At 63.7% G+C, this 24,267-nt stretch carries 21 protein-coding genes; 7 read left to right on the plus strand and 14 right to left on the minus strand.

From position 1 onward, the window contains the following. Nucleotides 1-4 precede the first annotated feature (4 nt). Nucleotides 5-1,393 (plus strand): dihydrolipoyl dehydrogenase, encoded by a 1,389-nt coding sequence (gene lpdA, locus DDE20_RS01410; protein ID WP_116556657.1) that lies wholly within the window; start codon nucleotides 5-7, stop codon nucleotides 1,391-1,393. A gap of 33 nt (nucleotides 1,394-1,426) precedes the next feature. Here lpdA and DDE20_RS01415 read toward each other — a convergent pair whose 3' ends face one another. The 4 genes from DDE20_RS01415 to DDE20_RS01430 are packed head-to-tail and all read right to left on the minus strand — an operon-like array spanning nucleotide 1,427 to nucleotide 6,421. Continuing rightward, a complete protein-coding gene (locus DDE20_RS01415; RefSeq protein WP_116556658.1) occupies nucleotides 1,427-1,966 on the minus strand; it encodes a HutD/Ves family protein in 540 nt (179 codons plus the stop codon). Nucleotides 1,967-1,970: 4 nt separating this feature from the next. Next, entirely contained in the window at nucleotides 1,971-3,377 is a 1,407-nt protein-coding gene (locus DDE20_RS01420; protein ID WP_116556659.1) for a formimidoylglutamate deiminase, read from the minus strand. A gap of 36 nt (nucleotides 3,378-3,413) precedes the next feature. Beyond that, nucleotides 3,414-4,661, minus strand: coding sequence for an imidazolonepropionase (gene hutI / locus DDE20_RS01425; RefSeq protein WP_116556660.1), 1,248 nt, complete (start codon nucleotides 4,659-4,661; stop codon nucleotides 3,414-3,416). A gap of 23 nt (nucleotides 4,662-4,684) precedes the next feature. Further along, nucleotides 4,685-6,421, minus strand: coding sequence for a urocanate hydratase (locus DDE20_RS01430; RefSeq protein ID WP_116556661.1), 1,737 nt, complete (start codon nucleotides 6,419-6,421; stop codon nucleotides 4,685-4,687). 207 nt (nucleotides 6,422-6,628) lie between these two features. Here DDE20_RS01430 and hutC point away from each other — a divergent pair, with 207 nt between their 5' ends. From hutC to DDE20_RS01455, 5 genes are all read left to right on the plus strand, one after another. Continuing rightward, a complete protein-coding gene (gene hutC / locus DDE20_RS01435; protein WP_116556662.1) occupies nucleotides 6,629-7,378 on the plus strand; it encodes a histidine utilization repressor in 750 nt (249 codons plus the stop codon). 143 nt (nucleotides 7,379-7,521) lie between these two features. Next, nucleotides 7,522-8,610 carry a TRAP transporter substrate-binding protein gene (locus DDE20_RS01440; RefSeq protein ID WP_116556663.1) on the plus strand — a complete coding sequence of 363 codons (1,089 nt, stop codon included), beginning with the start codon at nucleotides 7,522-7,524 and terminating at the stop codon, nucleotides 8,608-8,610. A gap of 10 nt (nucleotides 8,611-8,620) precedes the next feature. Continuing rightward, nucleotides 8,621-9,175, plus strand: a complete 555-nt coding sequence (locus tag DDE20_RS01445) for a TRAP transporter small permease subunit (protein ID WP_116556664.1) — start codon at nucleotides 8,621-8,623, stop codon at nucleotides 9,173-9,175. A gap of 4 nt (nucleotides 9,176-9,179) precedes the next feature. Further along, nucleotides 9,180-10,748 carry a TRAP transporter large permease gene (locus tag DDE20_RS01450; RefSeq protein ID WP_205961597.1) on the plus strand — a complete coding sequence of 523 codons (1,569 nt, stop codon included), beginning with the start codon at nucleotides 9,180-9,182 and terminating at the stop codon, nucleotides 10,746-10,748. 8 nt (nucleotides 10,749-10,756) lie between these two features. Beyond that, a complete protein-coding gene (locus tag DDE20_RS01455; protein ID WP_116556665.1) occupies nucleotides 10,757-11,890 on the plus strand; it encodes a histidinol-phosphate transaminase in 1,134 nt (377 codons plus the stop codon). Nucleotides 11,891-11,907: 17 nt separating this feature from the next. Here DDE20_RS01455 and DDE20_RS01460 read toward each other — a convergent pair whose 3' ends face one another. Then, entirely contained in the window at nucleotides 11,908-12,870 is a 963-nt protein-coding gene (locus DDE20_RS01460; RefSeq protein ID WP_116556666.1) for a pirin family protein, read from the minus strand. Nucleotides 12,871-13,113: 243 nt separating this feature from the next. On the opposite strand from DDE20_RS01460, the gene DDE20_RS01465 reads away from it, so the two are divergent. Beyond that, nucleotides 13,114-14,115 (plus strand): LLM class flavin-dependent oxidoreductase, encoded by a 1,002-nt coding sequence (locus DDE20_RS01465; protein WP_116556667.1) that lies wholly within the window; start codon nucleotides 13,114-13,116, stop codon nucleotides 14,113-14,115. A gap of 6 nt (nucleotides 14,116-14,121) precedes the next feature. Here the strand turns inward: DDE20_RS01465 and DDE20_RS01470 are convergent, their stop codons facing one another. The 9 genes from DDE20_RS01470 to DDE20_RS01510 form a co-directional block, all read right to left on the minus strand. After that, nucleotides 14,122-15,039 (minus strand): FAD:protein FMN transferase, encoded by a 918-nt coding sequence (locus tag DDE20_RS01470; RefSeq protein ID WP_205961598.1) that lies wholly within the window; start codon nucleotides 15,037-15,039, stop codon nucleotides 14,122-14,124. A gap of 2 nt (nucleotides 15,040-15,041) precedes the next feature. Continuing rightward, the gene (locus tag DDE20_RS01475; protein WP_116556668.1) at nucleotides 15,042-15,614 is read right to left on the minus strand and encodes a nitrous oxide reductase accessory protein NosL; all 573 of its coding nucleotides are present in this window, start codon (nucleotides 15,612-15,614) and stop codon (nucleotides 15,042-15,044) included. Further along, nucleotides 15,611-16,444, minus strand: coding sequence for an ABC transporter permease (locus DDE20_RS01480; protein ID WP_116556669.1), 834 nt, complete (start codon nucleotides 16,442-16,444; stop codon nucleotides 15,611-15,613). The genes DDE20_RS01475 and DDE20_RS01480 overlap by 4 nt, the downstream gene beginning before the upstream one ends. Next, nucleotides 16,441-17,340, minus strand: coding sequence for an ABC transporter ATP-binding protein (locus DDE20_RS01485; protein ID WP_116556670.1), 900 nt, complete (start codon nucleotides 17,338-17,340; stop codon nucleotides 16,441-16,443). The genes DDE20_RS01480 and DDE20_RS01485 overlap by 4 nt, the downstream gene beginning before the upstream one ends. Beyond that, nucleotides 17,312-18,661: a nitrous oxide reductase family maturation protein NosD gene (locus DDE20_RS01490; protein ID WP_240607803.1), complete on the minus strand. Its 1,350-nt coding sequence runs from the start codon at nucleotides 18,659-18,661 to the stop codon at nucleotides 17,312-17,314. The genes DDE20_RS01485 and DDE20_RS01490 overlap by 29 nt, the downstream gene beginning before the upstream one ends. A 9-nt stretch (nucleotides 18,662-18,670) precedes the next feature. Further along, complete coding sequence (gene nosZ, locus DDE20_RS01495; RefSeq protein WP_116556671.1) at nucleotides 18,671-20,629, minus strand: TAT-dependent nitrous-oxide reductase; 1,959 nt, start codon at nucleotides 20,627-20,629, stop codon at nucleotides 18,671-18,673. A gap of 1 nt (nucleotide 20,630) precedes the next feature. After that, nucleotides 20,631-22,823, minus strand: a complete 2,193-nt coding sequence (locus DDE20_RS01500; protein WP_116556672.1) for a NosR/NirI family protein — start codon at nucleotides 22,821-22,823, stop codon at nucleotides 20,631-20,633. A 5-nt stretch (nucleotides 22,824-22,828) separates the two neighbouring features. Next, the gene (locus tag DDE20_RS01505; RefSeq protein ID WP_116556673.1) at nucleotides 22,829-23,212 is read right to left on the minus strand and encodes a DUF2946 family protein; all 384 of its coding nucleotides are present in this window, start codon (nucleotides 23,210-23,212) and stop codon (nucleotides 22,829-22,831) included. A 326-nt stretch (nucleotides 23,213-23,538) separates the two neighbouring features. Further along, nucleotides 23,539-24,261: a Crp/Fnr family transcriptional regulator gene (locus tag DDE20_RS01510; RefSeq protein ID WP_116556674.1), complete on the minus strand. Its 723-nt coding sequence runs from the start codon at nucleotides 24,259-24,261 to the stop codon at nucleotides 23,539-23,541. Between the last annotated feature and the right edge of the window lie 6 nt (nucleotides 24,262-24,267).

Here is a 24,267-nt window from a genome sequence, read left to right on the forward strand (position 1 = left end):
GCGGATGAAGGATATCTCCTGCAAGCTGTTGGTGATCGGCGCCGGCCCCGGTGGCTATGTCTGCGCGATCCGCGCGGCGCAGGCGGGCGTCGATACGGTGATCGTCGACCGCGCGCGCCCCGGGGGCACCTGTCTGAACGTGGGCTGTATTCCGTCCAAGGCGCTGATCCATGCCGGTGATGCATTCGCGCAGGCCAGCGCGCGCGCGTTGGGCGATGCCTTGGGGATCAGCGCGGGGGCGCCGTCGATCGATCTGGCGCAGACGATGGAATGGAAGGACGGGATTGTGACGCGGCTGACCTCAGGCGTCAGCGGCTTGTTGAAGAAATCCGGCGTCAAACGCGTCACCGGCCCGGCAAGGTTTCGTGACGGGCGCACGGTGGCGGTAGAGACCGACACCGGCGTGCAGGTGATCCACGCGCAAAATGTGGTGATCGCGACGGGTTCGGCGCCGGTGGAACTATCGGCGCTGACCTTTGGCGGGCGGGTGATTTCCTCAACCGAGGCGCTGGCGCTGGAGGCGGTGCCGGCCAGTTTGGCAGTGGTCGGCGGCGGCTATATCGGGCTGGAATTGGGCACGGCGTTTGCGAAACTGGGCGCGAAGGTCACGGTGGTGGAGGCCGCGCCGCGCATCCTGCCGCAGTATGACGCGGAACTGACGCGGCCGGTGATGCGGCGGCTCAAAGAGCTGGGCATCAAGGTGATGCTGGAGAGTAAGGCAGTGGGGCTGACCGAGAAAGGCGCGCTGCAGGTTGACGGTCCGTCGGGTGACGCGCGGATCAAGGCGGAGAAGGTGCTGGTGACCGTGGGGCGCAGGCCGGTGACCGAAGGTTGGGGCCGCGAAGAACTGGCGCTCGAGATGGACGGGCCATTTCTGCGCGTCGATGCGCAGTGCCAGACCGCGATGCGCGGGATTTACGCGATTGGCGATGTCACCGGCGCGCCGATGCTGGCGCACCGCGCGATGGCGCAGGGTGACATGGTCGCGCAGATCGTGGCGGGCGAGCGTCTGGCATGGGATAAACAGGCGATCCCCGAGGTCTGTTTCACCGATCCCGAGGTGGTCAGCGTCGGGCTCTCGCCCGATGAAGCGCGCGCTACGGGGCGCGAGATCAAGACCGGCGTGTTCCCGTTCAGCGCCAATGGCCGCGCGATGACCATGCAGGCGGATGCAGGCTTTGTGCGGGTGCTGGCGCGGGCGGATACGCATCAGGTGCTGGGGTTGCAGGCGGTGGGCGCGGGCGTGTCCGAACTGTCGGCGGGGTTTGCCTTGGCGCTGGAAATGCAGGCGCGGCTCGAGGATATCGCGGCGACGGTGCACGCGCATCCGACGCTGGGCGAGGCCCTGCAAGAGGCGGCTTTGGCCGCGATGGGCCACGGGCTGCACGCCTGACAAACGCGCCGGTTTATGGGCCGGTGCCGGTGTTCAACCGCCCGTTTTTGCGAGGATAATCTGCAGGGCTTTGGCGCCCGCCGCCAGTTCAATCGGCGCCTCGGGGTCGATCACCGTGGTTAACGGCGCCAAGGCGCGACCGGCGCAAACCGCCTCACCTGAGACAAGGAACACAAACTGCGACTGGCTTGCGGGGGTCAGGATCGCGGGGCCGCTGACGGGGTGCACCGAGGCGACAATCCGCGAGGGGCGATAGATCACATTGAGATCGCGGATCGGGCCGAATTGCAGCCGCCCGAAGGCGGCCAGATCACCGGCAAAGGGCAAGGGCATCATCGGCACCGCAGTCAGCGGGCCGTCATCGGTCTCGAGCAGCAAACCGTCGCCGTGAAACACGGTCAGAATGCGCTGCAAACCGGCGAAATTCGAGAACGGGCCTTCGCGGCTGACATCGGCAAGGCTGATGCGCCAGAGAATCCCGCTCGCGTCACGCTCGGCGGCGATTTCACGGGTGATGCCGCCGCCGTTCACCCAAGGGATTGCGGTCAGCGACTCATAGGGGATCACTTGCATGGTTTCACGTGGTCAGCTGGGCCATTGCGGCGCGGTAATTGGCTTTGATACGCGCTTCTTGCGGGTGATATCCGCCGCGCACAACCCATTTTCCGCCAATCATCACGTCGCGCACCGGATTTTCTGTGCCGCCAAGCATCCATGCATCCAGCGCGGTCTGCGGGCCATGCCCCAAGAGCACATTGCGATCCGCATCGAGCATCAACAGATCGGCGCGGCGTCCGATGATCAGCGCGCCGCCGCCCTGCCCCGAGGCTTGCTCGCCGCCTCTAAGCGCCATGTCGAAATGCACACGGCCCGAGTGAACGGGGCCCGAGTGCACGGGGCCAGTGGCAGAGGGCTGCGCGATGACATTGCGGCGGCGCAGTTCCAGCCGTTTGCCGCATTCCAGCATGCGCAATTCCTCGGCGATCGAGGTGGCATAATGGCTGTCGGTGCCGATCCCCCACGCGCCGCCCGCCTGATGGTATTCGACCAGCGGAAAGAACCCGTCGCCCATCGTCGCCTCGGTCAAAGGGCAGAGCCCCGCGACGGCGCCACTGGCGGCAGCACCGGCGATTTCCGAGGCATCAAGATGGGTGGCATGCACGAGGCACCAGCGGTCATCGAGACCGGTATTGTCCAACAGCCATTGCACCGGGCGCGCACCGAGACCGGCCTCAACCTCGGCGACCTCATGGGTGGTTTCCGAGACATGGATATGGAGCCGCGCCTGCGGGTCGAGGGCGTTCATCCCTGCAAGCGCCGCTTTGGCCTCCTCCGGCGTGACCGCGCGCAGGGAATGAAGCGCCAGCCCGATGTGCAGATCGGGGTGATCTGTGCGGCGGCTGCGTAGCGTGTCGATCAGGGCTAAATAGGCGTCAACATCATGCACGAAGCGCTGTTGCGTCGGTTCGGCGGGTTTGCCGATGCCGCCATGGGCGTAAAGCACCGGCAAAAGGGTCAGCCCGAGGCCGGTGTCAGCGGCGGCGGCGATCAGACGGTCGGACATCTCGGCGGGATTGGCGAAATGCGCGCCGCCCGACTGGTGATGGACATAGTGGAATTCACAGACCGCGGTCATGCCGAATTTAAGCATTTCAAGGTAAACCAGCGCGGCGATGGCCTCATAGGCCTCGGGCGTCAGCCGGTCGACCATACGGTACATTTCCTTGCGCCAGGTCCAGAGATTGTCCTCGGCTAAGGCGCCGGTGACAAATTCGGTGCGCCCGGCCAAGGCGCGTTGGAAGGCGTGGGAATGCAGGTTCGAGAGGCCCGGCACGCCGTAGCCCGCGAGTTTCTCGGCGCGACGGCCCGCGGGGCATCTGGCCGAGACCGAAAGGATTTGCCCATCATCGCCAACCTCGAGAAATCCGGGCGACAGCCAGCCGTCCGGCTGGTGCAAATGCTCGACTTCATAGAGCGTGGGCATGGCGGGGGCTCCTTTGCAGTTTCTCGAAATAGGCGGCTAGAGGCTGTCGCCCGCGTCGAAAACAACCGCGCCCGCCTTGAGCACCATCCGCGCGCGACCACGGCCCAATTGATAGGCCATGTCCTCAAAACGCGCGTATGGGAAGATCGCGATATCGGCCTGTTTGCCCGCCTCGAGCGAGCCAATGCGGTCGGCGCGGTCAACGGACATGGCGGCGTGGCGGGTGCCCGCGAGGATCGCCTCGGCGGGAGAGAATTGGTAAAGGCGGCAGGCGAGTTGCACGACAAATGGCATCGATTCCAGCCAGCAGCCGGGGCACATATCGGTGGCCAGCGCCACGGTCACACCGGCGTCCATCAGGCCGCGCGCATCAAAGGGGCGGGCATGGCCGACGGCGAAATCGAGCGCCGGCATCACCACGCAGACCACGCCCGCGTCACGCAACAAAGGGTATTCGGCGGGGTCGGTGTAGTTCATGTGATCGGCCGAGATGGCCTTCATTTCGGCGGCCAATGTCGAGCCGCCGATATGGGAATAGGCGTCGGTGTGGATTTTCACCTTGAGGCCGTGATCCAGCCCGGCTTGCAGAATTTTGCGAGACTCTTCAACGGTGTAATAGCCGTCATCACAATAGACATCGTTGAATTCGGCCAACCCTCGGCGCGCAACCTCGGGGATCATCTCGTCAAGGATTTCGGCGATATAGGCGTCGCGGGATTTGTCGTTGGGGAATTCATGGGCGCCAAGGAAGGTCGAGACGATCTCGATCGGCTGGCGTTCCCCGAGCATCTGGTTGACCTCGAGCATCTTGATCTCGGTCGCGGTGTTGAGCCCGTAGCCGCTTTTGCTTTCCACCGTGGTGGTGCCGAAGCTGAGCATCTGCGCCAGCCGCTCGGCGGCGCTGTCGGCCAAATCATCGTGGCTGGCCTCGCGCATCATTTTCGCGGTGGCGGTGATGCCGGTGGGGATGCCCATCGCCTTGATCTCGGCGGGCGTGCGGCCCTGCACCTTTTGCGCGTATTCCTCGACGCGCGATTTGTGGAACACCAGATGCGTATGGCAATCGACGAAGCCGGGCATGACCAGCCCGCCTTGCGCATCAATGACCTGCGCGCCGCCCAGATCATGGGCGGCGGCGATTTCAGCGCGTGTGCCAATGGCGGCGATGCGGTCCCCGGCCACCGCCACGAGGCAGCCGGTTTTTGCCCCGACAAGGTCATCTGCACCGGCCGCACAGGTCAGGATCTGGCCTGCGTTCTCGATCAAGAGGGTGATTTTGTCCATATCGGGGCCTTTCACGTCGGGTCTTAAGCGTTCTTCTTTTTCGGCGCAGCCGAATCGTCGGGGCCGAAGGTCGCGGTCGGGGTCCACCAGAGCGGCACCTGCACGCCGTCTTTCTCGAACCGCTCGGCGGCGGTTTTGCGGGCGATGTCATAGCCCGCCTGCGCATGTCGCACGACGCCGATGCCGCTATCGGTGGTCAGACAAGCGGCGAGCCGCACATCGGCCTCGGCAGAGCCATCGGCGATCATGGTGACGCCGGTATGCACCGCCTCGCCCATCGAGTAGTTTTCCTGAATGGCGACCAGATCGGCGCCCGCCGCCACATTGAGCAGCGCGTTCAGATAGGGCCAGTCGGAGATCAGGTCCGAGCCGTCTTTCATCCGCTCGCTCTCGAAGGTCGGGTTGACGATCGAACCCGAGTCGAGATTGTCACGCGAGAAGGCCACCGGCCCCTTGAGTTCGCCCGAGCGCACCATCTCATTGACCCGCATGCCAAAGGCCTTGCGCTGGCCAAAGCCGAGATAGCAGATGCGGGCGGGCAGACCCTCGATCGGGATATGTTTGCGCGCCAGTTGGATCCAGTTGCGCACCAGATCATCCTCGGCGAACATCTCCTCGACCAGATCATCGAGTTTCGCCAGATCCTCGGCCTCGCGCGACATGCAGGTCCAGCGGAACGGGCCACGACCTTCGCAGAACAGCGGGCGGATATAGGCGGCGACGAAACCGGGGATTTTCATCGCGGCGTCGACCGGCATGCCAGCGTCGCGGGCTTCCTTGCGCAGCGAGTTGCCATATTCAAAGACCTGCACGCCCTTATCGAGAAACTCGTTCATGATCTCGAGTTGCTCGATCATCGAGGCGCCGGCCTGTTTCATATAGCCGTCGCGGTCGGATTTGCGCAGCTCGCGCGCCTCCTCGACGGTGACACCCTCCGGCACATAGGACAGCGGGTCATGGGCGGGGGTCATATCGGTGATGATATCGGGCAAGAATCCGGTGTCGCGCGCCTTCTTGAGCACATCGACGGCGTTGCCCATCAGGGCGATGCCCAAGGGACGGCCCTCGGCGGCGGCCTCTTTGGCCATTGCCACTGCCTCATCGAAATCATGCACGATTACATCGCAGTAGCCGACCTCGAGCCGGTGGTTCACCACTTTCTCGTCGACATCGGCACAGATGCAAACGCCGCCCAACATGGTCATCGCGCGCGGCTGGTTGCCGCCCATGCCGCCCATGCCTGCGGTCAGCAGGATGCGGCCCGTGAGGCTGCCGCCAAAGGCCTGATCGCCGATCGCCACGAGGGTCTGGAAGGTGCCCTGAATCACCCCCTGCGTACCGATATATTCCCAGGGCGCGGCGGTGTACTGGGCGTAGATTGTCAGGTTCTTGTCCTGCAGGTCATAGAAGATCGGCCAAGTGGCTTTCATGATATTGGTGGTCGCCATCACCACCCGCGGCGCGAGGGTATTGGTGCGGAAAATCGCCACCGGCATGCCCGATTGCACGACCAGCGTTTCGTCATTCTCCAATTCTTGCAAGGATTTGACGATGGCGTGATAGCTTTCCCAATTGCGCGCGCATTTGCCAATGCCGCCATAGATCACCAGTTCCTCGGGGTGCTCGGCGTTTTCCATGTTGTTCTCGAGCATGCGCAGAATGCTTTCCTGCTTCCAGCCTTTGCAGCGCAGGTTGTTCCCGCCCATGGCGCGAACCTCATACAGGATTTCCGGCGTCTCGATCTGGTCGTGCTTCCCCATGGTGTCCTCCTAAAATGTGACTGGCATTTTCTGTGGCGTTGTGCAAATTGGTATATACCACTTAATACAACTTGAGGATTTGATTCTGTCAAGACAGTTTTTGACCCGCCCCGCCCGCCTGAATCGCCGCCTGCGTATTGCGACAAATCACCGCGCGGGCTATAAGAAGCAGGTGTCGGCGCGCGGCACGCTACAGGCAAATTTCCCATGAGCAGACGCCCCACACCGACCTCGGAGCAGCGCGCCAATGGCGAAGTCGCCCTGTCTTTAGGGCAGCAGGTGCGCAATCACGTGCTGTCGCGAATCGACAGCGGCGAATGGCCCGAGGGCAGCCGAATCCCCTCGGAAGCGAAGCTGGTCGAGCAGCTGGGCATCTCGCGGATGACCATTCATATTGCGCTGCGCGACCTCTCCGCAGAGGGCGTTTTGCTGCGCAAACAGGGCGCCGGAACCTTTGTCGCGCCGCGCCGCAACCAGTCGACATTTCTGGAGTTGCGCAACATCCACACCGAGATCGAAGGCCGTGGAAACCAGCATACAACCGATATAATATTGATGGAAACGCTGGATTGCAGCATGAGTGTTGCGACCGAAATGAACATCCCGGCGGGCAGTCCGGTGTTCCACGCGATCCTGGTGCACCGTGAGAACGACCGGCCGGTGCAGGTTGAGGACCGCTATGTGAATATGCGGTATGCGCCGGATTTCCTGGATCAGGATTACACCAAGATCACGCCCTACGAGCATTTGATGGCTGCCGGTGCGCTACAGGAGGTCGAGCATGTGATCCAGGCGATTCCGGCGGAGGAATCGATTGCCAGATTGCTTGAACTGAACATCGGCGAGCCGGTGCTTTTGCTGCGCCGCCGCACATGGTCACGCGATATGATCGCCAGCAGCGCACGCCTGTCGCATCCCGGCGCAAGATTCAGCCTCGCAGGGCGAATGACAACTTGAAGGCGCATCTTTCCTGACGCACACTCGCATTGTGACAGCGCAGCTATTGCGACATTGGCAGGTCAAAAATCTCTTGACACATCGCTTTGTCCCGAACCATGCTGAAGTTGCATATACCAATTGATGCAACTGGGAGGTTCACAATGCAAAGACGTAAATTCCTGACGGGCACAGCTCTCGCCGCGACCGGCGCGACCCTGGCCACACCGGCTTTGACCCAAAGCCGTATCGAATGGGACATGGTCACGTCCTGGCCCACGGGCGCACCCGGGCTTGATGACAGCGCGCGGCGCATTGCCCAGCGGATCAGCGATCTGTCGAATGGCCGTCTGCATATCACCGTGCACGGCGCCGGTGAGATCGTGCCCTCGTTTGGCGTGTTTGATGCGGTCTCGCAGGGCGTCGCCCAGATGTATCACTCGGTGCCCGCCTATTGGATCTCGAAGAACAAGGCGATCGGCATGTTCGGCTCCTTCCCCTTCGGCATGAATATGCAGGAGAAACTGGGCTGGATGTATTGGGGCGGCGGTCAGGAGCTATACGACGGGATTTACGATGAATTCGGCCTCAAGGGTTTCCTCGCTGGTGGCACCGGTCCGCAGTGGTTCGGCTGGTTCCACAATGAAATCCACACGCTGGATGATCTGAACGGCATGCGTATCCGCACCACCGGTTTCTCGGGCGAGATGCTGCGCCGCGTTGGCGTTGCGGTGGTCACCCTGCCCGGCGGCGATGTGTTTCAGGCGCTGCAATCGGGCACCATTGACGCGGGCGAATTCGTCGGGCCGTGGAATGATTTTGCCTTTGGCTTCCATCAGGTCGCCAAGAACTACTATGGTCCCGGTGTCGGCGAGCCCTGCTCGACCGAGGAAATCGCGATCAACGCCAGCGCCTATAACGAGCTGCCCGATGATTTGAAGCTGATCATCAAGACGGTGGCGATGTCGGCGGCCGATGAGACGATGATGGACTATGAGATCAACAATGCCCGCACCGTGCGCACCCTGCGCGACGAGCATGAGGTCAATATCCGGCAACTGCCGCAGGAGATTGTCGAAGGTCTGGCGGTCGCCGCCAACGAGATGGCCGCAGAACTGCTGGAGGATGATGATCCCAAGGTTCGCGAAGTGATGGCCAGCTATGCGGGGTTCCGCAACCTGATGGCGGAATACGCGCCCTATGCCACCGGCGGGCAATATGCCGCCCGCACGATGATGTTCCCCGAAGGCTGAGGGCGCAACTATGGACCGGATTGTCGCCATCAGCCGTTTTCTGGACCGCCCCTCGCGCGTGATCGGGGCGAGCCTGTTCTGGCTGGTGGCGGCAACGGTTCTGTTGAAATTCTCGACGGTGGCCATGCGCTATCTGTTCTCGACCACCAGCATCAAATTGCAGGACAGCGTGATTTACAGCCACGCCACCCTGTTCATGCTGATGGCGGGATATGCATGGCTGAGAGACGATCATGTGCGCGTGGATATGTTCTATGCGCGCATGTCCGCCCGTGGCCGCGCGGTGGTCGATCTGGCCTCGGTGCTGTTCGGGGTGATCCCGCTGTGCATGATCCTTGGCTGGTTCTCATGGCGCTATGTCAGCGCCGCCTGGCAGATTTTTGAAGGCGCGCTGTTCTTTGGCGGCCTGCCCTATACCTATCTGTTGAAATCCGTGATCCTTGCCTTTGTGGCCCTGCTGCTGGTGCAGGCTCTGGCGATTGCGCTGCGCTGTATTGCCGTGATCGGCGGCCATGATGTCGCGGTCTTTGACCGCCAGCTTCCCGACAGTTCCGAAGGAAAATAGCCGCATGACGATCCTGCCCCTAGACCTGCTGATGTTTGCGGGCCTGTGCCTTTTTGTGCTCAGCGGCGCGCCCATCGCCTTTGTTCTGGCCGGAACCGCGGCGCTATTTGCGGTGATCGGCTGGTGGCTGGATGTGTTGAACTTCAACCTGATCGGGGCGTTTCCGATGCGGGTGTTCAACACGATGAACGCCGAGACATTGATCGCGATCCCGCTGTTTGTGTTCATGGGCATGATTTTGGAGCGCGCGCGGATCGCCGAGGATTTGCTGCGCACGATGGGTGCGCTGTTCGGGCGGATGCGTGGCGGGCTGGGGGTCTCGGTGACGCTGGTCGGCGCGCTTTTGGCGGCCTCGACCGGCATCGTCGGCGCGACCACGGTGACGATGGGGATGATGGCGCTGCCGGTGATGCTGCGCTACGGCTACGGGCCGGCCTATTCGAGCGGCATCATCTGTTCGGCGGGCACTTTGGGGCAGATCATCCCGCCCTCGACGGTGTTGATCATCATGGGCGAGGTGCTGTCCTCGGCCTATCAGCAAGCCCAGCAAAGCCAAGGCAATTTCGCCGCCGAAGCGCTGAGCGTCGGGCAGTTGTTTGCCGGATCGCTGCTGCCGGGGTTCATGCTGGTGGGTATCTATATTCTCTATCAACTGATCGTGTCATGGGCGCGGCCCGATATCTCGCCTGCCCTGCCGCGTGAGGCATTGGAGGTCGACGGCCATGCCCCGAGCCTGACCGATCTGCTGCGCGTCTTGGTGCCGCCGCTGGCGCTGATTGTCGCGGTTCTGGGCTCGATCCTTGGCGGGATTGCCACCGCGACCGAGGCCGCCTCGGTCGGTGCCGTGGGCGCGACACTGCTGGCCGGTCTGCGCAGCGGGCGCAAGCAATGGGCGGTCTGGACCGCCGTGGGCAGCCTTGCGGTGCTGATCTTCATGGCGGTGAATTTCGACCTGCGCTCAGGGCGCTCGAATGCCACCGAGCTGGAGGGTATGATGCTGAGCGCCGCGCTGGTGATCGCCGCCATCGGGGCGCTGGCGCTGTTCTTTGTCTGGCGCGAAATCTGGCGCGGCAAGGTGTTGGGGCCGGCGATGGGGTCGACGGCGCGCACCACCAGCATGATTTTCACCATCGTCATCGGCGCCTTGCTGTTCTCGCTGGTGTTTCGCGGGCTGGGCGGTGATCTGCGGATCAAAGAGCTGCTTGAGGCGGCTCCCGGTGGTCCCCATGGCGCGATGCTGATGGTCTTGGTGATCATGTTCTTTCTGGGCATGTTTCTGGATTACGTCGAGATCACCATCATCGCGATTCCGGTGATGGGCCCGCCGATCCTTGCCAGCGGCATCGACCCGATCTGGTTCGGGGTGATGATCGCGATGGTGCTGCAGACCTCGTTCCTGACGCCGCCGGTGGGCTATACTTTGGCCTATCTGCGCTCGGTCGCGCCGCCTTCGGTGACGACGCAAGCGATCTGGCTCGGCGCGGTGCCCTTCATCGGCCTGCAATTGCTGGCGGTGGTGATCATCTATTTCGTGCCGGCGATGACCACTTGGCTGCCGGACCTGCTGTTTTGAGGTGAGATATGAGACCCGATCGCGCAACACCCCCCGCGCCCAGCGCAAGGCTTGACGGTCTGCCCGGTTACGGCAAGGGGCGCGCCGCGGGGGCGCGGGTTGCGGCGCACCGGCTGGGCTCGAATGAGGCGCCCGACACAGTGCATCCGGCGATTGCGCGGGCGGTGACGGCTGCACTGAGCGGCGCGAACCGCTATCCCGATCTACGCGGCGAGACACTGGCGGCAGCGCTGGCGGCGCGGCACGGATTGGCGGCGGCACAGATCGCGGTCTCGGCGGGCTCGATTGTGCTACTCGACCAGATCCTGCGCGGCTGGTGCGACAGTGGCGATGAGATCGTGGCGCCTTGGCGGTCCTATGAGGCCTATCCGATCATCGCGGGTCTGTCGGGCGCGGAACTGGTGCAAGTGCCGCTGAACACAGAGCACGGCGTTGATGCGGCAGCACTTCTGGCCGCGCTCACGCCGCGCAGCCGTATCGCGTTGATTTGCAACCCGAATAACCCGACCGGCACCGCGCTGGAACCGCAAGCGCTGGATGCGCTGATCGCGGCGATCCCTGCGCATATTCTGGTGGTGCTGGATGAAGCCTATTGCGATTTTGCAGGCGAGGCCGAGGCGGTGGCGAAGTCCCCTGCCGCGCGGCTTTCCCGTCATCCCAATCTGGTGATCCTGCGCACCTTTTCAAAGGCTTGGGGTCTGGCGGGGCTGCGCGTCGGCTATGCGATGGCCGCGCCCGAGATCATCAGGAACATCCATGCCGTGCAGCCCCCCTTCCCGCTGCCCGGTGTGGCGCTGGCTGCCGCTCTGGCCGCGCTCGATCATGAGCCCGCGGTCACCGCGCGGATCGCCCGCAACGCCACCGAGCGCCGCCGCCTCTCTGAGGGGTTGCGCGCCAAAGGCGTGCCGGTCGCGCCTTCGCAGGCGAATTTCGTCTGGCTGCCGCTGGGCGAGAGATCCGCCGCTTTGAACGCCCATCTTGCGCAGATGGATATCGCCGCCCGCTGTTTTGACGGCGAGGGTCTGCGCATCACCACCGGAACCGCCGATGATACCGACGCGGTGCTTGATGCCGTGGCCAGCTGGCGCCCGCACATGGGGAGCGCATCGACGCCTAAGCCTATGGGCGCGCGGGATAAATAGCGCGTGCAGGTGACGCGCTAGCGGTAGGTATCGCGGCCGGTGGCGCGGCGGGGTTTGCCCTTGGTCTCGGGCAGCGGGATGAAATCCGCTTCGTCGCCCGGCACCGTGTCAAAGCGTCCCTTGGCCCATTCCTCCTTGGCGATCTCGATCCGCTCGGGCCGCGACGAGACGAAATTCCACCAGATATAGCGCGGCCCGCCCATTGGCGCGCCGCCAAACACCATGAAGCGCGCAGTCGCTCGTGCCTTGACGGTGATCGCATCGCCGGGACGCAGGATCAGCAACTGGCCCTGTTCAAAGCAATCACCGGCAATCTCGATCTCGCCCGAGATCGTATAGAGCGCGCGCTCTTCATAGGCGGCGTCAATCGGCATCTGCCGCCCCGCTTGCAGCGTCACATCGGCATAGAGCGTCTCGGAGGCGGTTTGCAGCGCCGAGGTTTCGCCGAAGGCCGAACCGGCGATAATCCGCGCGGTGATCCCCTCGGCGTCAAGTTCCGGCAGATCCTCGGCGCCGTGGTGGATGAATGCGGGTGCGGTTTCTTCCTGCGCCTCGGGCAACGCGACCCAGGTTTGCAAGCCGAACAACCGTTGGCCGTTCTGGCGCTTATCCTCCGAGGTGCGTTCGGAATGCACGATGCCGGTGCCCGCCTTCATCCAGTTGACGGCGCCGGGGCGGATTGTCTGGTTGGTGCCCAGACTGTCGCGGTGCTGGATTTCGCCCTCGAACAGATAGGTCAACGTCGCGAGGTTGATATGCGGATGCGGGCGCACGTCGATGCCCTCGTTGGTCAGAAACTCCGCCGGTCCCATCTGGTCAAAGAAGATAAACGGCCCGACCATCTGGCGTTTGAGCGAGGGCAAGGCGCGGCGCACCTCCATCCCGCCCAGATCCACGGCGCGCGGCACAATCAGCGTTTCCACGGCATTGACGCTTTCGGCATCGCCCAGAACGGGGTCGGGGCATGGGGTCCAGCTCATGGTTTCGGCTCCTTTGCAGGGTCACGGATGGGACGAGTGTAACCCCTCGGCGCGGCAGGGAAAGGGGGCGGATGGCGCGGGTGGTTAACGCTTGCGTCAGAAGCTGTTCGGGCCGCGGGTGGTTTCAGGGCCGATCAAGCCCCGCCGCTGGCCGCCAAGTTGACGCAGGGTGCGGGAAACTCTTGGCCTGCCGCCCTTGGCCCTGCGCGCCCGCATACCTAGATCAGGGAAAACGGAGTTCCCATGTATCATTATTCCCTACTCGATCTGGCGCCGGTCGCCGAAGGCAGCAGCACGGCGCAAGCGCTGGAAAACACCGTGGCGCTGGCGCAGGCCGCCGAGGCTGCGGGCTATCACCGCTTCTGGCTGGCCGAGCACCATAATATGCCGGGCATTGCCAGCGCCGCGACGGTGGTGGTGATCGGCCATGTCGCCGGTAAGACCCAGAGCATCCGCGTCGGCGCCGGTGGCATCATGCTGCCCAACCACGCGCCTTTGGTGGTCGCCGAGCAGTTCGGCACGCTGGCGACGCTATACCCTGACCGGATTGATCTGGGGCTGGGCCGCGCGCCGGGCACCGATATGGCGACCGCGCGGGCGCTGCGCCGCCATATGGCGCCCGAGGACAGTTTCCCGCAAGATGTGCAGGAATTGCTGGACTATCTGGGCGAGAGCGACACCCCGGCCCGCGTCCGCGCGATCCCCGGTGAGGGCACCAATGTGCCGGTGTGGATCTTGGGCTCCAGCCTGTTTGGCGCGCAGCTTTCGGCCTATCTGGGCCTGCCCTATGCGTTCGCCTCGCATTTCGCCCCGGCGATGCTGGATCAGGCGCTGGCGACCTATCGCGAGACTTTTCGCCCGTCGCAATATCTGGCCAAACCCTATGCGATGGTCGCCGCCGGGGTTTGTGTGGCGGATACCGAGGAAGAGGCGAACTATCACCGTTCGTCGCAGCAACTGGCCTTTGCGCGGCTGCGCACCGGCATGCCCGGGAAACTGCCCGCGCCGGTGCATGATATCGAACAGCATATCCCGCCGCAGGTGCGCGCGGGCGTCGATCACGCGCTTTCGGTCTCGGCTGTCGGCACACCGGAGATGGCGCGTGAGCAGTTGCAGGCGATCATCGCCCGCTACCAGCCGGATGAATTGATGGTCACCGGCATGATCCATGATCCCGCCGCGCGCATCCGCTCGTTTGAACTGGCGGGGGCGGTGCTGAAGGATTTGCAGCGCCCAGCCGGCTAAGCCGGTCTAACCCAGATGGGCGAGGCGCACCTCCGGAAAGGCAGCGAGCAGCGCGGTGATCTCATCGCGCTGCATCAGACAGCAGGCGGTGCTGAGCGCATCGGCCAATGCGGCGCGCGGAGCGGTGAGCGAGACCAGACGCCACGGCGCCTCGGCGGGTTCGCCGGTGAGTGGATCAAGGATATGACCCACCTGCCCCGCCTGATCAAAGCTGATCCCGCGCGGTGAGGAACTGGCCAGCGCGCGATCGCGCAGCGAGACCGCCTCGGGGCGCACCGCCTGCCCGTCATCCAGCGCCACCGGCCAATCGCCGCCGCGCGGATCACCGCCGATGGCGACCAATTCGCCGGTGTTGACCAAGACATCCTGCAGCCCCTCGGCGCGCAAGAGGTCGGCGACCTTATCCGCGATATAGCCTTGTGCGATGCCGTTGAGGCTGAGTGCCATGCCCTCTTGCAGGGTGATTTCGGCGGGGCTGATCTGGACATTGTGCCAGCCGACGCGGGCCAAGACCTGCGCGCGCGCCGCGGCGTCGATGGGGCGTCCGGCGGCGATGGTCTCGGCGTAGAAGGCCCAGAGCGGCTGGATTGTGGGGTCGAACCGCCCGCCTGAGGCGGCATGGACCGCGCCCGCGATGCTCAGGCATTCCAAGAGTTCAAAGGGCGGATGCGCGAGGCGGCCGTTCTCGTTGAGCTGCACCAGCGCCGAGGCGGGATTATGCAGCGAGAAGACCCGTTCGAGCCTCGAGATTTCGGCCAAAGCGCGGGTGACGATGGCTTCAGCATCGGCGTGCATCAGGGTGATCGAGGCGTCCGCGCCCAGCGCCACGCCGCGCCATTGGTGCATTGGAGCGGCCTGCGCGGGCGTGCTGGCGGCCAGAGCGGCGGCGGAGATTGCCAGAAAGCGGCGACGGGATATTGTCATGGTTAACCCTCCAGATCGCGGGATAAATCGAGCAGGCGTTGGCGGAAATCATCATCGTCACCGGCGCTTGAATGGTCTTCGAATTCGACCGGCGCCAAGACCAGCGTGTCGGGGATATCGGCCAGCCGGGTGACCTCGCCGCCATGCTCACGGGTGAAGGCAGCCGCGTCCTCGGCGCTGGAAAACGGCACCAGTTCGGGCGCGCCCATGCCCCCGGCGATATCAGCGCCGATGACGTAATGCGCGGTGTCGGCGGGGATCCAGTTGTCGGCGCCGGGCTCGGCCCAATCGGCGCCGTGGCTCATATCCGAGACATAGATCACCGTGATCGCGTGGCTTTGCTCGGGCATGCGCTGGTAGGCGACGGCATCGCGCACCTGACTGAAAAACAACGGATGTTCCATGCCCGACAGATGCACCTGTGCCTTCGGGCCGGGATGCTCGAGGAGGTTCATCTGACAGTAATGGCCGACCGCTTCGGCGTCCATTGTCACCGCTGCGGGCAGCGTGGCGAGTTCGTCTTCGCAGGCGGCAAGCGCCAGAATGGCGAGGGTCAAAAGGGCGGGTTTGATCATGGGATCACCTTGCGAAAAGCCAGCGTTGCGAAGCCCAGCGCGGCCAGTGGCCAGAGCAGGATCGAGATCAGCGCATGGGACATCGGGATGGCATTGGCGGCACCGCCGATACCGGCCGCAGCGGCGGTCGCCTCGGAGGCGGCGAGGTTGTAGAGGCGGAAAGCGTCGGCGGGGTTGCCGATCAGCATCCACGGGAAGACCTGCGTGGTAAACCGCCCGCCGCTATCGGCGACCACGGCGGCGAGAAGCCCCAGATCATAGAGCACGATCAGCGCCAGCCAGAGGCCGATCACCAGACCGGCGGCGGCGCCGGGACGGCGCGCGAGGGCCGAGAGCGCATAGCCGATGGCGATGAAGGTGGCGCCCAAGAGTTCCGAGGTCCAGAACAACCGCCAGAGCGCGGGCAGACCGGCGGCAGCGCGCGGATCGGCCCAGAGCGCGGCACCGGCGGCAATCGCATAGCCAACGGCGAGCGCCAGCGCGAGGATCAAAAGATGGGCGAGGAATTTGCCGAGCAGCAGTTCGACGCGTGCCAGCGGGTAGGTCAGCACCAAGGAGAGGGTGCCGCGCTCGAGTTCACCGGCGACGGCGTCGAAACTCATCAAAAGCGCCACCAAAGGCACGAGGTAAACCGCGAGGCTGGTCAGGCTGGCGACGGTGACCGAGAGACGGTCGGCGCCCAACTCGCCGGTTGGCGCGCTGCCGGTGGCGGAGAGCACGGTGGCGAAGAGCGCCATCACCCCCACCGCGATCACCACCCAGCGGTTGCGCAGCGCGATGCGGAATTCGGCGCCCGCGCCGGCGAGGATCGGTGTGAATAGCCCGGTCATGAGGGGCTCCTCTGGCTGAAATGGCTGTAAAGATCTTCAAGGCTGGGTGGCAGGACTTCGACATCCTCGATCACCTCGCCCAGTGCTGCCACCTGCCCCAGACGGGCGAGTTTGTCGTCATGCGAGCAGCTCAGCGAGACCATCTTGCCGTTGTGACGGGTGCCGCCAAGCTCGGCGGCGACGGCATCGATACTATCGCGATGGGCGGTGACCTGAATGGCAATCGGCAGCGCGGCGCTGCGGCGCAGATTGGCCAGCGAGTCATTGGCGACCAGCGTGCCGCCCGAGAGGATCACGATGCGGTCGGTGCGCGCCTCGACCTCGGTCAAAGCATGGCTCGACAGAAGCACCGAGGCGCCATCGGCGGCCAGCCCGTCGAGCATCGCGTAGAATTCGCGGCGCGAGACCGGATCAAGCCCCGAGGTCGGCTCGTCGAGCACCAAAAGCCGCGGTTTGCCGATCAGCGCCTGCGCCAGACCGACGCGCTGGCGCATGCCTTTGGAATAGGTGCCGATGCGGCGGCGCGCGGCATGGCCGAGGCCGACGCGTTCGAGCAGTTCATCGGCCTGCGCCACAGGTTCACCGCGCAGCCGCAGGTAATAGCGGATCTGTTCGCGGGCGGTGAGCGCGGGGTGAAAGGCCACGTTTTCAGGCAGATAGGCCACCTGCCGCCGTGCCTGCGCACTGCCGGGTGCGGCGCCGACAACCTGCACGCCGCCGGTGTCGGCATCGGCATCGAACAGACCGAGGATGATTTTCATCAGCGTCGATTTACCGGCGCCGTTATGGCCCAAGAGCGCCACACGCTCACCGGGGGCGACGTCAAAGCTGACATCGCGCAGCGCATGGGTCGCGCCGAAGGTCTTGTTAACCTTGGTCAGGGAAAGAGTCGTCATCTTCATCACTTCCATCTAGCCACGCGGGCCGGTTTGTTGTCTCGATTTGAAGGATCTCGGCGGGCACAGGGATCAAAACCGGCCGCGTCAGCGGGTAACTGTCAAGCACGCCGCCGGGCAGGGTCGCGGGGAAACTGGCTTGGCTCCAGCGGATCAATTGCACGGCGGGCGAGCCCAAAAGCAGCCCGGCGGCGGGTTGCGACCACAGGATATGATCCATCAAGTCATTGGGGCGAAAGCGCGAATCCGCGATGCCGTCGCCGTTCAGGTCAAACGCCGGATGGTCGGACCAGAAGTTGCCGCGCTGGTCATGGCTCCATTCGACATCTGTGGTGCCGACGTATTTGACCTGCGTCTGGTTGCCGATAAAGGCGTTGCTGGTGATCACATTGCGCTCGGACCCAGCGGTGAAGTGGATGCCGATCCCGCAGCCCTCAAAGCGGTTGCCGACAATCAGATTGCGGTGCGCGTTATAGACAAAGGTGCATTTCTCGGTGGTGCCGCCGCGCACCAGATTGCCGCTGACATCGGCGTTATTGGCGTAATTCAGCATGATCCCGTGATCGCGGTCCGAGAGCGACAGATTGCCGACCACCCGCACGCGGTTCGAGAACATGATCGCAAAGCCCAGATGGTTGCCGATTGAGGCGTTTCCGGTGACTTCGCTGTTGTTGGTATACATGAAATGCACCGCAAAGCGCAGATCCCGCATGATGTTGTCGCGAAAGATATTGTCGCGCGAGGCATTAGCGAAAATCCCGTCGCGACCATAGCGGATATGGTTGCCCTCTACCACGGTGCCGGGGGCGTTCCACACGTAAATCCCGTTCCCGCGCGAGTTCATCCGGTGCAGGCGCCGCCCGATGACCTCATTGCCGCGGACAATGGAATCACGCGCGCCAAATACATGAATTCCCACATGGTTTTCGACCAGCACGTTGTCTTCAACCAAGGCGCGGCGGGCGGTGCGGCCCAGTTTGATACCGGAGTCCACCTCGGCGTGTGCATCGCCCGAGCCGCGGATCTCTAGGCCGCGCAGGGTGACGTCTTCGCCGGTGACGGTGATCACCGAACCAAGGCCAGAGCCCTCAACCAGCGCCTGACCGGCGCCGTCGATGGTGATGGCAAATTCCAGAACCACCGGGCCGTCGTGACGGCCCGGGGCAAGTATCAGGGTATCGCCGGGGCTGGCCCCGGCGACGGCCATAGCCAACGCCCCCGGTTCAGCGGGCACGATCCGCTCGACGGCATGGGCGAGGCCCGCAGCCGAGACGAGGATCATGACCGCTAGGGTCGAAAGAAGAACACGGAGGCGTTGCATGATGGCTCCTTACGCCGGTTCAACCAGCATCCGGCCGCGCATCTCCATGTGGAGGGCGTGGCAGAACCACTGGCAGTAATACCAGTAGACACCGGGTTTGGTGGCCTTGAAGGTGATCGAGGCGGTCTGCTGCGGGCTGATCTCCATGGCGACACCGTGGTCACCCATGGTGAAGCCGTGGCTGAGGTCGTCGATATCATCCAGATTGGTGATGATGATCGTGACTTCGTCGCCCTGACGCACGGTGAATTTGTCCAGCGAGAAGGCCGGAGCAATCGAGGTCATATAGACCCGCACCTTGTCGCCATCGCGGATCACCGTGTCCATCCAGTCGTCGATGTCCACCCCGTCGGCCTCGGCCTGTGCGCGCACCGCGTCAAACGACGGATCGGCGCGGTCATAGGCGTTGCGCGGGTTGATCAGCGAGCGGTGCACAAGGATCGAGTCGTGCGGCTCGGCGAAGGTCGGGCCGTCGTGCACGAGATGCAGATTGTCCCCGTCGATGGCAAAGAGTTGCTCGTTCTCGGGCTTGAGGGGACCGACATTGAGGAACCGGTCTTTCGAGAATTTATTCATCGAGATGAAGTATTTCCCGTCAGCGTCCAGCGTCTCACCCATGGTCGTCGAGTTGTGACCCGGCTGGTAGTGCACATCGGTTTTCGAGATCAGATAATCGACATCGGCCCCGTTATGCGCCTCGATCGCGCGCTCGATGTTCCAGAACGCGATCTGGCTGTCGAGGAACAGGGTGGTATAGGCGTTGCCCTGCCCGTCAAAGGCGGTGTGGAGCGGCCCGAGACCCAGTTCCGGCTCGGCCACGACGCAGGCGCGCATGTCCTCGGAGTTGTCGACAAGGCTGTCGTCTTCGAACAGGTTGTCCAAGAGCCGCACGTCGATCACCGTCACCGTTGGCGAGAGTTTGCCAGCAATGCAGAGGTGGATCTTGTCGGGCGCCATGTTGCAGCCGTGCGGGTTGTTCGGCACGGGGATGTAGCGGGTGTATTTCTTGTTGTTCCCTTTACGCCCGTCGATCACTTTGACGCCGTTCAACTCGATATAGTCGCCCGCCGCGATACCGGCCTCGATCTCGGCGATGTTGAACACCACAACATGGTCCATGTCGGCGGCGGTCATATCGGGCAGATCCATGCCCATTTCCGAGTTATAGGAGGTCGAGAAGGCGTATTTGCCGTCATAGTCGCAGTCGGTGTTGTCGAGGTTGCCCGAGACCATCACCTGCCACGCGACCTGCATCTCGTCGGCATCGACAGCGGTGTAGAAGTTCACATACTGCGACGGATCGTCGAGAATGGTGCCGTCATTGACCATCGGCGTTTCGTCTTCGCCATTGGCGAACACATAGTTGGTCCGTGGCCATTTTTGCGGACGCAGACCGTGGATCGCCTTGGCGTTGGGGATCTCGAGGATCTTGTCGCATTTCATGATGTCGCAGCGCACACGGGCAACGCGGGTGTTGGCCTTGTCATTCATATAAAGGAAGCGCCCGTCATAGCGGCCTTCGGTGAAGGACATATGGACGTGGTGCAGGTCGCCGTTGTCGTGGATTTCCTTGCCATTGGCGGCGAGGTATTCCGCGGTCGCAGGCAGCATGTTTTCCTTATGGATGGCGATCGACTCGTTGGTCGAGCCCCAGCCGGTCGCCGAGCAACGGTTGAACACCGGCACGCGCATCAATTCGCGCATCGACGGAATGCCCAGAATGCGCATCTCGCCGGCCTGACCCGAGGACCAGAAGCCATAGTATTCGTCCAGCTGACCCGGTGCAACATGCGCATCCTCAACCGCCGAGGCCGAGGCCGAGCGGGTGCTGGCGGCGGTCAGCGTGGCGGCGGTGCCGGCCAGCATCGCGGCACGGGGCAGACCGATGGCGCCCAATGCGGTGCCGGTGGCCGTGGCCCCCAGCAGGCCCCGACGGCTGATGCCGCTGTGTTCTTTGTGGTCAGACATTTCAAGTCTCCTTTCTGAGAGTATTGGACTTGGTGATTTGATCGAGCTTCTCACCGGCGCTTTTGACGCTGGCCGACACCGTTTGGCGGCGTTTGAGTTGCTTGATGACAACCGGGCATTTCTGCTCGGATTGATACAGAACCTGGCAGTGCAGGCAGTTCAGGCATTCGTTCGGGTTGATCTCGCCGGTGGGGTGGATCGCCTGAACAAAGCATTCGTTGGCGCAGGTCTGGCAGGGGTTGCCGCATTCCTTGTAGCGCTTGAGCCAGTCGAACATTCGCATCCGCGCCGGGATCGCCAGTGCCGCGCCCAGGGGGCAGAGATAGCGGCAGTAGAAGCGCTCGATGAACAGACCGGCGAACAGCAGGGCCAGCGCAAAGAGAACGAAGGGCCAAGCGCGGTCGAAACGCAGCACGATGGCGGTTTTAAACGGCTCGACTTCGGCCAGACGCTCGCCCCATTCCAGCGACACCAGAGAGGCGCCGAAGAGAGCCAGAAAGATCATGTATTTGATCGGCCAGAGACGCTCGTGCAGGCCCCACGGCAGGGTGATCTGCGGCACACGCAGTTTGCGGGCGATCTGGTTGGTCAGCTCCTGCAGCGCGCCGAAGGGGCAGAGCCAGCCGCAGAAGGCGCCGCGGCCCCAGAAGATCATCGCCGCCGCCACCGAGAACCACAGGATGAAGGTCAGCGGGTCGAGAAGGAACGCCTGCCACGAGAAGCCGCCGATCAGCGATTGGAACAGGGCGAGGATATTGACCACCGAGAGCTGTGCATTGGCATACCAGCCGAGGAAAAACAGCGTCACGGTCAGGAAGGACATGCGGAACCAATAGGTGACGCGCTCGGAGCGGGTCAGGAAGCTTTGGAAGAAGAAGGCACCCGTGAGGATCACCAACATCGCGATCAACACGCCGATCTCCAGCTTCTGGTCGTTCCAGATACGCTCGATCAGGGCCATCTGCGCCTCGCGTTCGGCCTGATCGTCGTGAATATCCGTGGCCATCGCGGCCACCGGACGGGCGCGCTCGGTGACAAAGGCGCGCGGCAGTTGGTAGCCCAGATCGAAGGTGGTGAAGGCCCGCTCCAGCGCCGCAACATCGCGCTGCACCAGAAGCTGCAAGCGCCATGGTTCCGCCGGATCAAAGCCGGTGTCGGCGCTGATGCGGAAGATATCCGTCTCGTTCAAGGCCGGCGTGCCCTGCGCGGCGACATCGCCAAGGCGGCGGTGGTCGCGGTCGCGAAAGCGCACCGAGATATCGCCCTGGATCAACACGATACGGTCAAAAATCCCGCCGCGCACATAGCCCGAGCCTTTAAAGGAATAGGGGCCACGGCCGCCGACAAAGATCGCATGATCGCCCTCTTCCAGCCATTCGGTCAGGTTGCCGTATTCGGCCTCGCCCATGATCTCGCGGCCAATGCCCGGCACGCTGACCAGCGCGGTATAGAGGTCGATATAGGTGTCTTCCGCCGGATCGGTGAGCGCACGGCGCGCAGCGCGCGGGTCTTCGAGTTGCTCGAACGCGGCGTTGACCTGCCCGACATCCAGCGTCATCCGCCGCACCGTGCCATCGCCAACCAGATCGAACCAATTGTCGGCGGCCTCGGCTTCGGCGTTCAGATCGAACTGCGGCCCGCTGTCAGGGCTCTGCGCGGTCAACCCGCCCAGCCCCATCATCCGCGCCACCCGAATGCCCGACCGCTGGATCGAGTCGTCGATCACCATGATCGTCACGGTGGCGCCCGAGATGATGTTGAGTTCCGGCGCCTCGCCGCCATTCGCCAGATCGGCCAGATTGATGCCGATTTGACCGGCAATACTCTCGCGGATGCGGCTGTCGGGGATGCCGATCAGCACAATCGGCTCGGAGTGATCGACCATATTCAGGCCGAGAATGGTGGAATCATCCCCAATCGCCACCATCACATGGATCGGTTTGCCCGAATAGCCGGTGGTGCCGACGAAATCCGAGGTGATGAAGGCCCAGCCGATGCGCTCGGAGCCGCGCAGCAAGGGGGCGACCGGCAGATCCTCGCGGATGGCGCCGAAACCATCGGCCTCTGCCACCAGCGACGCGGGGTCTGTGTCCACCAGGAAGCGCTGCAAATGGGGCGTTTGCGCGGCGGCGGCCAGCGGGAATAGCAGGGCTGCCAAGAAGACAATGAAGCGGCTGAGAAGCGGGGCAAACATAGAGATCAGACCTCGGTCGGGGGCGCGCGGGCCGGATGGAACACCGGTGCCCGAACGGGAATACTGTCATGCTGCAACGCGTCATGTGCGGGTGCGGCAAAGCGGAGTGCAGCCGGCGCGCTGACCAGCGGCGGCGTGAAAAAGGCGACGGCGCTCAGGCAGTCGCGGCAGGGCAAGAGATCGCAGTGCTGATCGGGATCGGCGCGGTTGCCGGCGTCATCGACATAGATCGTCGAGGTGCCGCCCTGACGGTCGCAGATCACCATTTCGGTCAACTGGTCGTGCCGCGGATCGGACCGGCCCTGCGCAACGCCGATCACCGCCGAACTCGCGATCAGCGAGAGGCTGGTGCACAGGGCGACAAGAAATGATCCGATTCGATTGCTCATATCCCTATGGATAGAGCGCCGCGCAGGCTCCGGCTTTGACCTGCGTCAAGTTTTAGAGACACAGGGCTCTATGCGCAGCGCGGGCGGTGATCTGGCGCGGGGATGGGCCGACAGGCGCTGGCACGGCGCGCGGTGCGATTGGGGTTTGGTGATTGATGATAAGGGCTTGGCGGGTTTTCGGCGCATCGCTATGGGGCGTTTCAGGCTGCCTCATGCGCGCGCGAAACATGGGTTTCAGGCCGGGAACCCGTTGCATTTGAATGAAAAACCGTCATTTCAGGGGTATATTTGCCCGCATCACGCAGCGCCCTGCCCGCGCGTCACCTCTAGGCGGCCGCGTGATCCGTCGCAGCCTGCACATCCAGCATTCTGCGCGCCATAGTGATCTGGCGGCCCGAGGCAAGCATCTGCCCGCCCTCTTGCAGCCGTTTGATCAGCCGCGAGATGGTCTCGGGCTGCACCCCCAGTAGATCGGCCAGATCGCGGCGCGAGACCGGCAGCCGCATGGTAAATTCCGCGCCCGTATCCGTGCCATGCGCCCGCATCAGACGTGTCAGAATATCCGCCAGCCGGTCCTGCCCCGAGGCGGTGGCACTGGCGATAATCCGCGCGTGATTGCGGTCGATTTCTGCAATGCAGCGCGAGGTGAGCCGCGCCATCACCGCAGGCGTGCTGCCGATCACCCGCTGCGCGTCGCGCTGGCCCACGGTGCAGATCCGCGAGGGCAAGAGCGCGCGCGCCTCGGTCCTATGGCGGCGCCCCTCAAGAAACGACCGGTAGCCGATGATATCGCCCGGATAGGCCAGTCGCAGCAGCGTCGAGCGCCCGTCCTCGTGATGCGCGCGTAGGGCGATCAAGCCGCTGGACACGCAGTAAACCGCGCGGTTTTCATCGCCTTGCAGGAACAACACCTGCCCGCGTTGCAAATTGCGCCGGGTAAAGCCGCGGGTCAGCGCATCGGTGGCTCTGGCAGTGACCGGCTGCCAGATGCTGCCCGCGTAATGGGCGCAACTGCCGCAGGGGTGTGGCGTCGGTTTGCTCTGTGACATCTCGGG

The sequence above is a fragment of the Pararhodobacter oceanensis genome, assembly GCF_003076755.1.
Taxonomy (GTDB): domain Bacteria; phylum Pseudomonadota; class Alphaproteobacteria; order Rhodobacterales; family Rhodobacteraceae; genus Pararhodobacter; species Pararhodobacter oceanensis.

Excerpts from the sequence above, each read along its gene's own strand:
- lpdA (WP_116556657.1), top strand. The coding sequence starts at position 5 with ATGAAGGATATCTCCTGCAAGCTGTTGGTGATCGGCGCCGGCCCCGGT.
- DDE20_RS01415 (WP_116556658.1), bottom strand. The coding sequence starts at position 1,966 with ATGCAAGTGATCCCCTATGAGTCGCTGACCGCAATCCCTTGGGTGAAC.
- DDE20_RS01420 (WP_116556659.1), bottom strand. The coding sequence starts at position 3,377 with ATGCCCACGCTCTATGAAGTCGAGCATTTGCACCAGCCGGACGGCTGG.
- hutI (WP_116556660.1), bottom strand. The coding sequence starts at position 4,661 with ATGGACAAAATCACCCTCTTGATCGAGAACGCAGGCCAGATCCTGACC.
- DDE20_RS01430 (WP_116556661.1), bottom strand. The coding sequence starts at position 6,421 with ATGGGGAAGCACGACCAGATCGAGACGCCGGAAATCCTGTATGAGGTT.
- hutC (WP_116556662.1), top strand. The coding sequence starts at position 6,629 with ATGAGCAGACGCCCCACACCGACCTCGGAGCAGCGCGCCAATGGCGAA.
- DDE20_RS01440 (WP_116556663.1), top strand. The coding sequence starts at position 7,522 with ATGCAAAGACGTAAATTCCTGACGGGCACAGCTCTCGCCGCGACCGGC.
- DDE20_RS01445 (WP_116556664.1), top strand. The coding sequence starts at position 8,621 with ATGGACCGGATTGTCGCCATCAGCCGTTTTCTGGACCGCCCCTCGCGC.
- DDE20_RS01450 (WP_205961597.1), top strand. The coding sequence starts at position 9,180 with ATGACGATCCTGCCCCTAGACCTGCTGATGTTTGCGGGCCTGTGCCTT.
- DDE20_RS01455 (WP_116556665.1), top strand. The coding sequence starts at position 10,757 with ATGAGACCCGATCGCGCAACACCCCCCGCGCCCAGCGCAAGGCTTGAC.
- DDE20_RS01460 (WP_116556666.1), bottom strand. The coding sequence starts at position 12,870 with ATGAGCTGGACCCCATGCCCCGACCCCGTTCTGGGCGATGCCGAAAGC.
- DDE20_RS01465 (WP_116556667.1), top strand. The coding sequence starts at position 13,114 with ATGTATCATTATTCCCTACTCGATCTGGCGCCGGTCGCCGAAGGCAGC.
- DDE20_RS01470 (WP_205961598.1), bottom strand. The coding sequence starts at position 15,039 with ATGACAATATCCCGTCGCCGCTTTCTGGCAATCTCCGCCGCCGCTCTG.
- DDE20_RS01475 (WP_116556668.1), bottom strand. The coding sequence starts at position 15,614 with ATGATCAAACCCGCCCTTTTGACCCTCGCCATTCTGGCGCTTGCCGCC.
- DDE20_RS01480 (WP_116556669.1), bottom strand. The coding sequence starts at position 16,444 with ATGACCGGGCTATTCACACCGATCCTCGCCGGCGCGGGCGCCGAATTC.
- DDE20_RS01485 (WP_116556670.1), bottom strand. The coding sequence starts at position 17,340 with ATGACGACTCTTTCCCTGACCAAGGTTAACAAGACCTTCGGCGCGACC.
- DDE20_RS01490 (WP_240607803.1), bottom strand. The coding sequence starts at position 18,661 with ATGCAACGCCTCCGTGTTCTTCTTTCGACCCTAGCGGTCATGATCCTC.
- nosZ (WP_116556671.1), bottom strand. The coding sequence starts at position 20,629 with ATGTCTGACCACAAAGAACACAGCGGCATCAGCCGTCGGGGCCTGCTG.
- DDE20_RS01500 (WP_116556672.1), bottom strand. The coding sequence starts at position 22,823 with ATGTTTGCCCCGCTTCTCAGCCGCTTCATTGTCTTCTTGGCAGCCCTG.
- DDE20_RS01505 (WP_116556673.1), bottom strand. The coding sequence starts at position 23,212 with ATGAGCAATCGAATCGGATCATTTCTTGTCGCCCTGTGCACCAGCCTC.
- DDE20_RS01510 (WP_116556674.1), bottom strand. The coding sequence starts at position 24,261 with ATGTCACAGAGCAAACCGACGCCACACCCCTGCGGCAGTTGCGCCCAT.